This window comes from Nostoc sp. LEGE 12454, assembly GCF_056620565.1.
This window is the reverse complement of the sequence record NZ_JBWQXL010000021.1, coordinates 48,088-62,706: the sequence shown is the minus strand read 5'-3', so window position 1 is coordinate 62,706 and position 14,619 is coordinate 48,088. Positions and strand designations below refer to the sequence as shown.

Annotated in this window: 10 protein-coding genes and 2 pseudogenes; 5 read left to right on the top strand and 7 right to left on the bottom strand. The window is 41.7% G+C overall.

Going from position 1 to position 14,619, the window contains the following annotated elements; translation table 11 throughout:
- The first annotated feature begins 16 nt into the window (after positions 1–16).
- Positions 17–1,024 (top strand): septal junction protein FraD, encoded by a 1,008-nt coding sequence (gene fraD / locus AC1F2U_RS21065; RefSeq protein WP_480262855.1) that lies wholly within the window; start codon positions 17–19, stop codon positions 1,022–1,024.
- A 132-nt stretch (positions 1,025–1,156) separates the two neighbouring features.
- Positions 1,157–1,936: an ABC transporter permease gene (locus AC1F2U_RS21060; RefSeq protein WP_480262854.1), complete on the top strand. Its 780-nt coding sequence runs from the start codon at positions 1,157–1,159 to the stop codon at positions 1,934–1,936.
- Positions 1,937–2,086: 150 nt separating this feature from the next.
- On the opposite strand, the gene AC1F2U_RS21055 is transcribed toward AC1F2U_RS21060, so the two are convergent.
- Together AC1F2U_RS21055 and AC1F2U_RS21050 are read right to left on the bottom strand one after the other, a co-directional pair.
- Positions 2,087–2,482: a hypothetical protein gene (locus tag AC1F2U_RS21055; RefSeq protein WP_480262853.1), complete on the bottom strand. Its 396-nt coding sequence runs from the start codon at positions 2,480–2,482 to the stop codon at positions 2,087–2,089.
- A gap of 412 nt (positions 2,483–2,894) precedes the next feature.
- A complete protein-coding gene (locus tag AC1F2U_RS21050) occupies positions 2,895–7,673 on the bottom strand; it encodes a beta strand repeat-containing protein (RefSeq protein ID WP_480262852.1) in 4,779 nt (1,592 codons plus the stop codon).
- 217 nt (positions 7,674–7,890) lie between these two features.
- On the opposite strand from AC1F2U_RS21050, the pseudogene AC1F2U_RS21045 reads away from it, so the two are divergent.
- A pseudogene (locus AC1F2U_RS21045) lies at positions 7,891–8,100 on the top strand (IS4 family transposase); the annotation flags it as partial.
- Between the two features lie 612 nt (positions 8,101–8,712).
- Here AC1F2U_RS21045 and AC1F2U_RS21040 read toward each other — a convergent pair.
- The 5 genes and pseudogenes from AC1F2U_RS21040 to AC1F2U_RS21020 all read right to left on the bottom strand — a co-directional run bounded on the left by AC1F2U_RS21040 (position 8,713) and on the right by AC1F2U_RS21020 (position 12,666).
- On the bottom strand, positions 8,713–9,369 hold the full coding sequence (locus tag AC1F2U_RS21040) for a pentapeptide repeat-containing protein (RefSeq protein ID WP_480262851.1): 657 nt from the start codon (positions 9,367–9,369) through the stop codon (positions 8,713–8,715).
- Between the two features lie 790 nt (positions 9,370–10,159).
- Positions 10,160–10,906, bottom strand: coding sequence for an SDR family oxidoreductase (locus AC1F2U_RS21035; RefSeq protein ID WP_480262850.1), 747 nt, complete (start codon positions 10,904–10,906; stop codon positions 10,160–10,162).
- Positions 10,907–11,261: 355 nt separating this feature from the next.
- A pseudogene (locus AC1F2U_RS21030) lies at positions 11,262–11,521 on the bottom strand (DinB/UmuC family translesion DNA polymerase).
- 321 nt (positions 11,522–11,842) lie between these two features.
- Positions 11,843–12,322, bottom strand: a complete 480-nt coding sequence (locus AC1F2U_RS21025) for an SRPBCC domain-containing protein (protein ID WP_480262849.1) — start codon at positions 12,320–12,322, stop codon at positions 11,843–11,845.
- Positions 12,323–12,342: 20 nt separating this feature from the next.
- The gene (locus tag AC1F2U_RS21020) at positions 12,343–12,666 is read right to left on the bottom strand and encodes an ArsR/SmtB family transcription factor (RefSeq protein ID WP_480262848.1); all 324 of its coding nucleotides are present in this window, start codon (positions 12,664–12,666) and stop codon (positions 12,343–12,345) included.
- 37 nt (positions 12,667–12,703) lie between these two features.
- Here AC1F2U_RS21020 and AC1F2U_RS21015 point away from each other — a divergent pair, with 37 nt between their 5' ends.
- Together AC1F2U_RS21015 and AC1F2U_RS21010 are read left to right on the top strand one after the other, a co-directional pair.
- A complete protein-coding gene (locus AC1F2U_RS21015) occupies positions 12,704–13,042 on the top strand; it encodes a hypothetical protein (protein ID WP_480262847.1) in 339 nt (112 codons plus the stop codon).
- 642 nt (positions 13,043–13,684) lie between these two features.
- On the top strand, positions 13,685–14,581 hold the full coding sequence (locus AC1F2U_RS21010; protein WP_480262846.1) for a c-type heme family protein: 897 nt from the start codon (positions 13,685–13,687) through the stop codon (positions 14,579–14,581).
- Positions 14,582–14,619 lie beyond the last annotated feature (38 nt).

Genomic DNA, 14,619 nt, shown 5'->3' with positions numbered 1-14,619 from the left:
GGGTGTAAGGAGGAATATGAATACGCTACTAAAAGATGTCTTTGGTGTTTTTAAATTTGCTGAAGGGCTTTATGCAGGAATTAGAAAAATATTAATTCCACCCAAAGCTTATTCTTGGCAAACATTTATTTATTTAAGTATTTTTTCTTGGGTACTTTCATATTGTGCCACAGGTTATATCAAAGATATAATTGCCTTTTTCGGTTGGTTATTTTTAATTGCTGGTACAGCTTGGTATACAACTGAAGATCCTTTGAGAGTTCCTGGGACTTTTATGCCAGTCGGGGCAGTAATCACTGGATTCTTAGTGAGTGTTTTTGCATTTGGAGATCAACGAGATGTAATTACACCCAGAACAATCGTTTTTTGGCCGACAATTTCAGCACTAATTACGGCAATACCAGAGTTTATTGAAGGAAATGACACCGACGCAAAAGCTCGCATTCCTAAGCCGCAAGACCGCCAAAGAATCATAATTTTAGTTGCTAGTAGTATGCTGCTAAGTTGCTGGATTCAGTTTCACTTTGTGACGGATAATTGGTTACGACAATATCCCAGTTTGCAAGCAGATACTTTTAAAAATAGTATCTTTGTTGCCAGAACAGAAGAAACAGTAAAAATTCCCAAAAACGGCGTTGTAATTCTCCAGAGACTTCAACCAATAGTAGTAGAGCAAATAGCTGAAAGTCCTTGGTCAGAAGTAGAGAAATGGTTGCTAGATGCGAAACAACGGGTAGGAAATCTGGGTAGGGAAATCATTAAAAAGAACCTGAGTAAATATGAAGAGAAGGAATTATGGCGCGTTGAACCGCGTGTAACTAATACTAAGTCTGGATATATATTAGATTTATTAAGTATTTGGATAGGTCCGAGTTCTAACCCACGGGGCTATTACTTAAAAAAATCTTGTCGCATTGAACCAGTGGCAGCAGGTACTAATTCAGAGAATAAGATTACAGTTGCAGAAATCGAATGCGATCGCGCCAGTAAATTAATTTCTGGTTCACCACCTCCGCAGCAGTGAGGAGTGGGGCAGGGGAGCAGGGGGGCAGAGGGGCAGAGGGGCAGAGGAGCAGGGAGAAGAATAATAAAATTACCTTTTTACCCTCTGCCTCTTCCCAATGACAAATGACCAATGACCAATGACAAATGACAAATGACTATTAACAGAATTTTTGTATTGGCAAAGAATGTATTTCAGGAAGTGGTACGCGATCGCATCCTATATATTATTGGTTTTTATGCGCTAGTACTCGCCACTGCTTTCCGCGTCCTTCCTGAATTTGCAGCTACGGCTGAAGATAAAATGTTTTTGGACTTTGGGATGGCAGCGATGAATGGCATCGGGTTAATTATTACGATATTTATTGGTACGGGACTAATTAATAAAGAAATTGAAAAACGCACTATTTTAGTATTAATTGCTAAACCCGTTAGTCGCAGCGAAATTATCGTCGGCAAATACTTGGGTTTATCCGCTGTCCTAGCTGTGCTTGTCGCCACGATGACAGTAATTTATCTGGTATTTCTGCAAATTGGTAATATTCCTCATCCTACAGCAAGCATTCTAATTGCTGGAATTTTCTTATTTTTGCAGTTGTCATTAATTACTGCTGTGGCTATTACCTTCGGTGTTTTTACTGCTTCTCTGCTAGCAACTATTTTAACTTTTGCAGTATATTTAATCGGAAATATTACTCAAGATTTAGTACAACTTGGTCGTCTTAGCCGTAACCCTGGTATGGAACGTCTAACTCAAGCTTTGTTTCTTTTCTTGCCAGATTTATCTCGATTAGATTTGAAAAATGATGCCGTTTATGGTCTGCAAGCACTACCTGACACCACTGCACTGATTATGAATGCTGGTTATGGCTTACTTTATAGTGCCATGTTGTTAGCGATCGCAATTCTGATCTTTTCACAACGCGAATTTTAGGCATTGGGCATGGAGAAGAGGACAAGGTATACAAGGAAGATGAAGGAGATAGGGGAAAGACTTGTTCAATAATTCACTCTTGTCCCCTTGTCCCCCCTGCCCCTCTGCTCCCCTGCCCCCCTGCTTATCCAAACTGTATTGTTTACACATCTACAAGGGTTGAGTGCCTTGGCTAGATGCTTTTTGTGCAATAGTTTTCAAGCGAGTTGCTCTGCTTTTACGGATACGTTCACTTTTGCGAACTCCACCAGCCATCTCATATTCGCGGCTATCTTTGCCATATCTAAAACCGATTCCCATGAGCATTTTTTCGGAGAAAGTACCCAAGGTTTGTTCTAACTCATCAATTTCTACTTTGGAAGAGTCAATCGTGCTGAGAGCAGTATTATGAGCTTCTAACTTGCTGCGTAATTGCTCAATTAGTTCTGTCAGGATTTTTAAATTACAAGTCTCTCCAAGATCCAGATTGGCATCAATTGCTTTGAGTCCAGCAAATCTTAACTCAGCATTTTCTAGAACGCGGGATGTACGTTTTCTCAAAGACATAAATTTAGTTACTTGTAACATTTCTACAGTTACTATGCCCCATTAAAAATATATTCTGGTTCAGCAAAATCCACAAAAATAATGATATTTTTTCTGAAATAGATACTGGTAAATTCTCTTAATTTAGTTAAAACGTTTATAGCACTTCTCGTTTGTGTAAAGTACACCCGTAGGGACACGGCAGTGCCCATTGGTGTCAATTTAAGCAAAAAGCCTTTTCAAATCTCGTTTCCAGCCAGACGCTAGAAATGCGGCTCCTAGCGGCTCTCTCTGCTGCCAGAACGATGAGCATTTCCAGTTTCCGACTGGAAACGAGACAATCTAAAAGCTAGTTCTAGCCTGGGTTTTAGCTTAAGTTGCAATGAGTATTGCTGTGCCCCTACCACATGGTATATTTACCTGAAAATAGCATCTAAACTTGCACAACAAAATCTGATGCACTCAGAGTTGGCGCACCAGTCAGAGTTGCAAATAGACCGCCACTACCAAAACCAGCCGCACTGCCATTTTCGTTGTAAAATAACTGTCCACTCACAGGGTCGTAGATAATTTTTGCGGTGCTGGTTCCCGTATTAGAAATGATTTGAAAATCACTCTTGTTACTAAAACCTGTTCCAGTAGTTGAAGCGATGCCTACGGCAACTTGAAGCGGTAACGCACTAAAGGTAGTTTTATCTAGGACAATCTTATCACCTTGAGAACTGTTGAAGTCAGCGTAGGTGTAGCCCGTCGTAGACATCGCATCTACACTAACAGCAGTCGGGTCAAAAACTGCATCGGTGTTGTAAACGAAACAGTCAGCACCAGCACCGCCCACGAGAGTATCATTACCAGCACCACCCACGAGAGTATCATTACCAGCACCGCCTCGTAATAGATCGTTGCCACTCAAGCCATAGATAATGTCATTACCTCCCTGAGCATTAATCACATCGTTGGAGTTTTCAAAACCTGTGATGCTGTTATTCAGGTCATTGAGGAATGTGACTGTGTTTTTGTTAAACAGACTAGTTTGAGTGGAGTTGGCATCGAAGACATCAAAGCTGTCAGCAATGTTAGTTTGCCCATCAAACTCTATATTGCCAATCGCAGGTGTTGCTCCAGAAGCAGGCAAATTATCGAGGCTTTCTAATTTGAAGTTTTGCAGAGTGACTTTGGTATTAGCAACATTTTCAAAGGTGACTTCTAAGTTGTTAGCATTTTGAGTTAATTGCAAATTTTGGGCAGTTAAACCCGAACCTATAAATTGTAAGGTGTCCAAGGAGGCGATCGCTGTTGCCGAAGCCTTTGTGCCTTTACCAATGCCACTAAAATCGGTGATGGTGTCATTGCCATCGCCAGGGCGAAACACAAATTTATCTTGACGGATGTTGCCCATCAGGGTATCATTACCAGGAGTTACAGTCGGGTTAAGGGTGTCGCTACTGTTTATATTCGTCTCCCCAAACACCACATAGCTTTGCCCAGCAGCATTTTTGCCGTTGGGGTCGGCACCAGTTGCCCCAATAATCAGGTCGTCAATGCCATCATTGTTGATGTCCCCCGCATTGCTGACTGACTTCCCTGATAAGTCATTTGCTGCTATGCCGTTGATTATAAAGCCATTAGTGCCATTCAAATCAGAGAGATTGAAAGTGCCGCTACTACCGACATTCGTTCCCCCAAACACTACATAGCTTTGCCCAGCAGAATCTTTGCCGTTGGCGGTGGCATTATATTCCCCAATAATTAGGTCGTCGATGCCATCACCGTTGATGTCCCCCGCTTTGCTGACTGAGTAGCTTGAGGAGTCACCTTTTGCAATGACGTTAATTAAAAAGCCGTTAGTGCCATTCAAATCAGAGAGGTTGAGAGTGCCGCCACTGCCCAGATTCGTTCCCCCAAACACTATATAGCTTTGTCCAACAAAATCTTTGCCGTTGCGGGAAGCATATTTTGACGAAATAATCAGGTCGTCAATGCCATCGTTATTGATGTCCCCTGCATCGCTTACAAAGGAGCCTGAGTTGCTATCTTCTGCAATACCGTTAATTATAAAGCCATTATTACCATTCAAATCTGAGAGGTTGAGGGTGCCGCCACTGCCCAGATTCGTTCCCCCAAACACTACATAGCTTTGCCCAGAATCATAATTATAACTATCGGGGTAGAACTTTCGTGCCCCAATAATCAGGTCGTCAATGCCATCGTTGTTGATGTCCCCCGCATTGCTGACTGAGTAACCTAAGTGGCCATCTTCTGCAATGCCGTTAATGGCGAAGCCGTTAGTGCCATCTAGGGAAGAAACGTTGAGGGTACCGCCACTACCCAGATTCGTTCTCCCAAACACTACATAGCTTTGCCCAGCTTCATATTTGCCGTTGGGGGAAGTAAGAATTGCTCCAATAATCAGGTCGTCAATGCCATCGTTGTTAATGTCCCCGGCATTGCTTACTGACTCGTCTGAGTAGTCAGCTCCTGCAATGCCGTTAATGAAAAAGCCATTAGTTCCATCTAGGGAAGAGAGGTTGAGAGTGCCGTCACTGCCCAGATTCGTTTGCCCAAACACCACATAGCTTTGCCCAAGATAAGAGTTGCCATTCGGGTTGGCATTTGGTCCCCAAATAATCAGGTCGTCGATGCCATCGTTGTTGATATCCCCCGCATTGCTGACTGAGTTGCCTAAGGAATCACCTTCTGCTATGCCGTTAATCAAAAAGCCATTAGTGCCATTCAAATCAGAGAGGTTGAAGGTGCCGCCACTGCCCAGATTCGTCCCCCCAAACACCACATAGCTTTGCCAAGCAGAATCTTTGTCGTAGGGGTAGACAGCAGGTGCCCCAATAATCAGGTCGTCAATGCCATCGTTGTTGATGTCCCCTGCATTGCTGACTAAATAGCCTGAAGAGTCACCTGCTGCAATGCCGTTAATTATAAAGCCATTCGTGCCATTCAAGTCAGAGAGGTTGAAGAAAGGGTCGGCACCCGCACTACCGACAAGGGTATCATTGCCTGCACCACCGACAAGGGTATCATTACCTGCACCACCCCGCAGCAAGTCATTGCCACTGTTGCCGTCAATGATGTCGTCACCCCCCTGCCCATTAACCACATCATTAGAGTTGTCAAAACCCGTAATGTTATTGTTGAGGTCATTGAGGAAAGCCACCGTGTTCTTGTTGAATAGCGAAGTTTGAGTGGAGTCAGCATCGAAGACATCAAAGCTGTCGAAGGGGCTAGTTTGCCCATCAAACTCTATATTGCTAAGTGCAGGTCGTGAACCGCTTTCTGGGAGGTTATCCAGGTTTTCTAGTTTAAAGTTTTGCAGAGTGACTTTGGTAAAAGCCGCTTTTTCAAAAGTCACTTCTAAATTGTTACCATTTTGAGTTAATTGCAGATTTTCGGCAGTTAAACCCGAACCTTTAAATTGTAAGGTGTCAACATTGGCAATCACCGCCGATGTTGGGGTTGTGCCTTTACCAATGCCGCCAAAATCGGCGATAATATCATCGCCATCGCCAAGGCGAAACAAAAATTTATCTTGACCGCCATTGCCTTTTATGGTGTCGTCACCAGTCAACCCATTGATGATGTTGTTGCTAGGTGTGCTAAATAAGTTATCTGCATTAGCAGTTCCAGTCAGGTTGGGAGAAGTATTGCTACTGGCAATATTCGTCCCCCCAAATACCACATAGCTTTGCCCAGCAACATCTTTGCCGTTGGGATTGGCATAAGGTGCCCCAATAATCAGGTCGTCAATGCCATCATCGTTGATGTCCCCCGCATTGCTGACTGACTTGCCTGAGAAGTCATTTGCTGCAATGCCGTTAATTATAAAGCCATTATTGCCATTCAAGAAGGCGAGGTTAAAGATGCCGCCACTGCCCAGATTCCTTTCCCCAAACACCACATAGCTTTGCCCAGCATCACGGATGCCGTTGGGGTTGGCACCCGGTGCGCCAATAATCAGGTCGTCAATGCCATCGTTGTTGATATCCTCTCCATTCCTGACTGAGATGCCCTCTGAGTCGTCACCTACTGCAATGCCGTTAATCAAAAAGCCATTAGTGCCATCCAGAGAAGAGAGGTTAAAGGTGCCGCCACTGCCTAGATTGGTTCCCCCAAACACCACATAGGTTTGCCAAGGATAATTTCTGCTGTAGGGGTAGGGATTAAGTGCGCCAATAATCAGGTCGTCAATGCCATCATTGTTGATGTCCCCCGCATTGTTGACAAAGGCGCCTAACAAGTCATTTTCTGCAATGCCATTAATCAAAAAGCCATTAGTGCCATCCAGAGAAGAGAGGTTGAGGGTGCCGCCACTGCCTAGATTGGTTCCCCCAAACACCACATAGGTTTGCCCAGCACGATAGTTGCCGTTGCGTTTAGCACCCGGTGCGCCAATAATCAGGTCGTTAATACCATCGTTGTTGATGTCCCCCGCATTGCTGACTGAGGAGCCTAAGAAGTCATTTTCTGCAATGCCGTTAATCAAAAAGCCATTAGTGCCATCCAGAGAAGAGAGATTGAGGATGCCGCCACTGCCCAGATTCGTCCTTCCAAACACCACATAGCTTTGCCCAGCATTATATTTGCCGTTAGAGTCGGCATATCCCGTGCCAATAATCAGATCGTCAATGCCATCGTTGTTGATGTCCCCAGCATTACTGACTGAATAGCCTGAGTAGGTATCTACTGCAATGCCGTTAATTATAAAGCCATTAGTGCCATTCAAATCAGAGAGGTTGAGGCTGCCGCCACTGCCCAGATTCGTTCCCCCAAACACTACATAGCTTTGCCCAGCATTATCTTTGTCGTAAGGGTCGGTATTACTTGTCCCAATAATCAGGTCGTCAATGCCATCGTTGTTGATGTCCCCCGCATTGCTAACTGAATAGCCTGAAGAGTCATTTGCTGCAATGCCGTTAATTACAAAGCCATTAGTGCCATTCAAATCAGAGAGGTTGAGGCTGCCGCCACTGCCCAGATTCGTCTTCCCAAACACCACATAGCTTTGCCCAGCAGAATTTTTGCCATTGGGGTCGGCATATTGTGCGCCAATAATCAGGTCGTCAATGCCATCGTTGTTGATGTCCCCCGCATTGCTGACTGAGATGCCTAACTGGTCATATGCTGCAATGCCGTTAATTATAAAGCCATTAGTGCCATTTAAAGAAGAGAGGTTCAGCAGGTTGAATGATGAATTAGCCATGATTTTCTCCTGTATTTATTTCTTGTTAGTCAGAGAGTGGGCTTTAAAGTTTTACGCTTGAAGTTCCGTGTTCTAAGTAGGGGCGTACAGATGATATCATTGGTGTCAACTTAAGCAAAAAGTTAGCAAACATTTACGTAGATGTTGTCAGTGATACATCATGGGTGCAAACCGGCCTGCCAGTATTGGAAACCCAAATCTGCGCCAACACAAGCAGATACCAGCACCGCCAATTGAGGAAATCGAAAAACAACTATATTCATTGCTATCTCCTGCGAGCTTCAAGCCACTAAAATTATGTTCAGGGCAAAGATCAACAAAAAAATTGCGTTGGCGCAGCCTCTCGCAGGCATCATGAATATTGACATTATCAGTAATGATAGCGGTAGTGTTAAGCCTTGTGTATCGACAAACTCCAGGAAATCGCTATAGATGAATACCATTTCAAGGGTGACGCTTACACCTAACAAATTTGGGCTTTATCTTCTTAAGTTGAGACCAATGGGCTGCCGTGCCCTACACCCCTCGGTATAATGCTGTACCGCATCGGAATGGGAATGGCTATATTTTAATTATAGTTTGAGCATTTCTAACTACAGAAGAAGCTGTGTTAATTACAGTTTGAGTATTTCTAACTACAGAAGAAGCTGTGTTAATTACAGTTTGAACATTCATAATCACAGAAGAAGTCCTATTAACTACAGCCTGAGTATTCATAATCACAGGAGAAGTCCTATTAATTACAGCTTAAGAATTACTTATAATATAATGAATCTTTATAATTAATCCTTCAGTCGTATTAACTAAGGCTTCAAGACTTCTCGGTTAAGCATTTTTAATTCAGGATTGGGTTTTGGGAAAAGGGTAAGGATTATAAGGTTTTTTCTTTACCTTTCCTCTTCCCCCAAACCCGAGAAGTATTGGGTTTCAAGTTTACTTATTCTGACTTTTGAATTCTGAATTATGCTGCATCTCGTTTCCATGCAGAGTATGGAAACGAAATCACAAGATTATCTCACTTTAGCAGAGCTACTTCTAGCTAATAAATAACTATCTGAGGTTGCTCAATTGTACCATCAGGCATGATAGTATCCCGCAACTTCGTATAAATCAAATTCGTCTTCCAAAGGTTTGCATTGCTCAAGTTTGCTTTGGTTAAATTTGCCCATGTCAAGTCTGCACTAGTTAAGTTAGCCTCAGTCAAATTAGCTTCTAGTAATTTTGCTCCACATAGCTTTGCTCGTGTGAGATTTGCAAAACTTAAGTTAGCTTCAATCAGCGATGCTTCAATTAATTTGGCTTCACTTAAGTCTGCTTCTCTCAAATCTACATCACATAAAGAAGCACCCCAAAGAGTACTACCTATGAATTTCACTCGCCATAAGAAAGTTCCGCACAAATTTGCTCGTGTTAAATCAGCATTAGTCAAATTGGCTTCACATAAAGATGCTTCATACAAATTAGCTTCGCGTAAGCTAGCTTGCATCAAATTTGCGCCACTTAAATTAGCACGAGTTAGAACACAGCCAGATAAATTTGCATTACGCAAATCCGCTCCGATAAAGTTAATACCACTTAAATTAATTCCTTTCAGGTCGATTCCCCTCAAGTCACATCCACTAAAATCTCGGCGCTGAAAATATTTATTTGTGATTTGACTTAAAATAAATTCCTGTTGTTGAGCATAATTGTTCATGGTATTCACCTCTGGGTGTAATCGATCTCAAAGGTTGAGTGTGTTAGTTACCGCAATACTTCTCGGTTAAACATTTTTAATTCGAAATCGGGCTTTGGCAAAAAGTTACTGGGTTTGGGTTAAAGGTTTTTTCTTTCCCCTTAACCGAGAAGTATTGGTAGTTACCGTATATTGAGAGTACACCGCAAACAGAGATTAGCCCAGTAAATAATCAAAAATAAATTAAAAGAAAATCGGCAATCGCTTGAAAATGCGTTTTTTCAATGGTTTTTAAAACAAAAAATGCTGACATAAGTCAGGGAATATTCATATAACAAGAGTCATTTGTCTTTGGTCATTTGTCATTTATCATTCAATACAGTTCAGTTAAGCAATTTTTTCCTTCTCTTTCTTCTCTTTGCTTCCTCTGCGCCTTCTCTACGAGACGCTACGCGTTGGCGAAAGCCTCTCGTAGAGAAGGCGGTTCGTTAAAAAATAGACTTGGATAACAGAGTTTTAGCCTTAACCCAAGCGTATTGATTTATCATTGGTACTAATGACTTCGATTTCCCTACAGCCTTTTATGAAAAGCAGGGGATAAGGTAAGATTCAAAATTTCCATCAGTACTGAGTACTTCTCCTCACTTATTACCCAGCACTGATAGCGAAAGTATAACCCAACTCTGGCACACCCACTTATATTAATCCGTAATTCGTAATCCTAGCCTCTGTCTAGCAGCAAGCTACGTAATTAGAAAGTTTTTTAATATAACAACTATTTCAGAGAACCAATCTATATATATTGTGTCAATTACTTACCTCCCGAAACATCAATAAATGACCCTGTTGTATATGAAGCCTCGTCTGATAATAACCATAAAATTGCTTTTGCCACTTCTGCTGCTTTACCACCTCGCTTCATCGGTACAAACTCTTTTACTCTCTCAACACGATTCGGTTCTCCACCGCTTGTATGAATATCAGTATAAATAAACCCAGGACGTACAGCATTCACGCGAATACCTTCATCTGCTACTTCCTTTGCTAACCCAATCGTCATTGTATCGATAGCTCCTTTAGAAGCAGCATAGTCTACATATTCCCCAGCAGAACCCAGTCGAGACGCAGCTGATGACACATTTACTATCGCTCCTCCCGTTCCCCCATTTTTAGTAGACATCCGTTTCACCGCTTCTCGCGCACACAAAAAACTACCAATAACGTTTGTTTCAAATACTCGCTTTAGCCGCGCTGCATCCATATTCTCCAATCGCATTTGATGTTCTAAAATTCCAGCATTATTGACTAGGGCAGTTACTTTTCCTAATTGTTCATCTACCACTTGAAACAATTTAATTACATCCTCTTCCAAAGCAACATTAGCCGCAACTGCAATCACTCTACCTCCCATCTTTGCAATAGAACTAACAATTGCCTGTGCCGCTTGTTGATTATGAAGATAATTAATACAGATAGCATAACCCTGCTCGGCAGCAAGATAAGCCGTTGCAGCACCAATGCCACGACTACTACCTGTAATCAGCATGACTTTTTCCATTTTTATTAGGATTTACAAATTACTTCATTTAAAATACAGTGTTTTATTCAACTCAACAAATAAATTTTAACAATTGCCACTTTCCACATATTCAAACAATGGCAGTTGTATGACTTGTGTCTGTTTCGCGTTTTTTAGATTGGACAATGCAATTCCCAGCAACCTAATACTGCGGTTTTCCAGATCAATCGACTCAAACAGCGCTTTGCCACATTTCTCACAAGCTTATGAAGCGTTTGATAATGAGTAATAAGTAATGGGTAATGAGTAATAAGTAAAAGAGCAACAGGCGCAATACCAGTGCAAGAACTTGTACATTCTTACTCACTACTCATTACTCCTTACTCACTACTCATTACTCCTCCATTCGAGGTGTGGTGAGAAATCCGGGTTTAGCTATCTCAAAAATCGTAGATAGTTCACTGATGGGAGCAAGCATTGTCTTACTGCGGGTTAACTGGCGATAATCATAAAACTTGACTTTCAGAGTTAATGTGCGGCCTCGCGTTTGTGTTGCTCTAACCGTTGCTCGACAATTTGGGCAATCTGTTCGAGTTCATGTAACATCTGGCTGATATCGCTTAAGTCTTGTGCAAATGAAGTTTCTGCACCGATAGACTTACGAACCCGATTCGCCTCAACTGGACGGTCATCTTCTGCTCTTTATTCCAAATATCATATCTGCATTACTTAGCACTTGCTATGCGACCAGTCGCTACAGTAATGAGCTACGGCATTCGTCATCACAACTCATCTCGGAGCCACCAGGAGCAGATTGAAGTTACTTTAACAAACAGCAATATTAGTGTCAGTCGCTAAAAGAAGATTCTTATTTTGTATTAATGTTTTGTATTATAAATGTAGTATAAAAATATCGGTTTGACATTTACCTCAGCGATCGCTTTGGTAAATGTCAAGCCTGCGAGCAAGTTGTAATTAATCGTTTGGTTCTAAAAGCTTGCCCAAAGCTTCAACGGACTGCCGCCAGCCGCTTTCCATGCCGCTAGCAACCATGCCGTCACGGTCTGACTGGCTCATTGCTGTGCTATGGGTACGAATCTCAGTTGTATGTTCGTCAATTGCGACAAACTCAGCTTTTTCCAGCATGACATGCCCACGTTCCGGCATCCCCAAGAATTCAAATGTCTGCACGATTCGTTTATCTAGAGCGACTTCATGAAAACAGCCAGTAAACTCATACTCGTGACCGTCTTGTGATTGTTCAGCAATGTGCCAACTGCCGCCGTCTTGACAATCGAAGTGATACACTTTCATTGGATTACCGCGACACCACCAACTAGCAAACAGTTCCTCTTTGGTATATGCTTCAAATACCTTTTCTAACGGAGCGTTAATTGTGACAGTACCCAGGATATTTTGTGAATTTTCTGGAACTGTTACTGTAAGATGTGCCATACTACCCTCCTGCTACTTTGTTATCGATCTTCTAGTAGTTTTTCCAGAGCATCAAAGCGGGCACTCCAGATTTTTTCATACTCGCCCAGATACGCTGCGGCTACTTTGAGAGTTTTCGGCTGAATCTGAATAACTTTCTCCTTACCACTTCGACGCTTGGTAATCAGTCCGGCTTTCTCCAACACACTGATGTGCTTTGCGATCGCTGCAAAAGACATCGCATAGGGTTGTGCTAATTCGCCGATAGTATGTTCTGCTGTTGATACCCGCTTAAGAATGTCTCGCCGCGTCACATCAGCCAGAGCAGCAAAAATTTTATCAAGGGCTACATTTAATTCAACCATATAGTTGAATGATATCTAAAAATACAGATCGTGTCAAGTGACAACGCGGACAACTTTTACCTTCTGTCTTGGGCAAATTCTACCTGAAGTCACATACAATTTTGGGTGTTACTTCCACTGTGCTTCCAGGCGATCGCTAGGGAATCTTATTGCCAGCTTGCTCTACTGCCTGATGCCATACATCCGCTTGTACAGCCGATTCCAACTCGGCTTTCGCCAAAAACCGCAATTATCGTTTATTGGTCGCTTGTACTTCGCTCTTTTACAATCGCGAATAGTTTTGTGTGCCCGTGTATGCCAAAACCAAGAGCCAACGATGCGGAACTTGACAAAATCGCTCGATTTGAGCGAATTAAAAAAGCGATTACAGTCTTAGAAACAAGCTATTATATTAAGGCAGGGGGCGCTTGCTCCACAAGGAGCTTGGGTAGCGCGTTACCAAGTCCGCCAAAATCTGAAGAAGTATTGGTACTACAAATTACAAGCTTCTATTCCTTGCTTACCTCAAGCGACATCTTCAAAACTGAGTAAATACAAGCATTTAGGGTGCATCTGGTACTCCTGAACATATTGATGCTGTTATGTCTGTTTTCAGACGTTCTGTTTGGGATGAGATACAGAAAATAATTGATACCCTTGATGATTGTCTACTAGATATTAGTTCTGGTTCTGAGCAAGAGTCGGAAGATCCACAAGATTAAGTCACTCTTATTATTCGCGATGAATACTCGCGAATAATTTTCCTTTCTTTATTTTTGCACATTTGGGATGCTCCTGCGACAAGTCTATAAAGCAGGTGGGCAGATTTCATTAACGGGTGTAGAGTACACCTAGTTTTCTCACAAAGCCAGAGAAAAGAAGAGTAAAAACCTGCAAAAATGTCTTTTATCTATCCTCAAATAGTTGTTTTGATTATCTATCTATTGTTAAATATTTGTCTTTACTAAGCTTCATGAATCACTCGTTTAGTATTTAAGGTTATAGTAATATACTATAACCTTAAATACTAAAAATAGTTATGAGAATTGGAACGAAAGTCAATTTAATTGTGATGATAGCTTTTCTCTGTGGGATTTTAATTAGTGGTACTGCTTTATCAAGCGTTCTTGAACAAAAAGCAGAACAAGAAGTGTCTTCTCAAGCAATAATTGCCATGCAAATTGCAAATTCACTTAGAGAATATACCAATGATCGCGTACAACCATTATTGTTACCGAGAGTAGACACTCAAGAACAATTTATTCCAGAAGTTGTCCCAACATTCTCTGTTAGAGAAACTTTTGAAATTTTACGTAAAACCCAAGGATTTAGCAATTTTATCTACAAAGATGCCGCGCCAAACCCCACAAATATGAGGGATATGGCGGACAAATTTGAAGCCGATATTATTAATAAATTTAATCAACAACCAGAGTTAAAAAGTCTATCCGGTTTCCGAAATGTATTTGAAAATAAATTATTTTATACCGCTCGACCTTTTAGAATTGGCCAACAAAGTTGTCTGCGTTGCCATAGCGCTCCCGAAGTGGCTCCTAAAAGTCAATTAGTAACCTATGGAAAAGAACATGGGTTTGGGTGGAAGTTTAATCAAATTGTTGCCACTCAAATTGTTTATGTTCCGGCTGAGGAAATTTTTAAAAGTGCTCAGTGGTCTTTTTATCTAATCTTAGGACTTTTAGGGATTATTTTTACGATCATCGTTATCATTATTAATTTGTTGTTAAAAAAGACAGTGCTACAGCGTCTTAAAAGAATGGCTAATGTGGCAGAAAAAGTGAGTATCGGTGATATGGATGCCAATTTTGGTAAACAAGATAAAGATGAAATAGGAGCGTTGGCGGACGCTTTTAAACGGATGAAGTATAGTTTAGAAATTGCTCTGAATATGTTAAATAATAATACCAATACTAGATAGATATACTTTTCTGCCGCAAGCTCCTAGCGATAAATGTT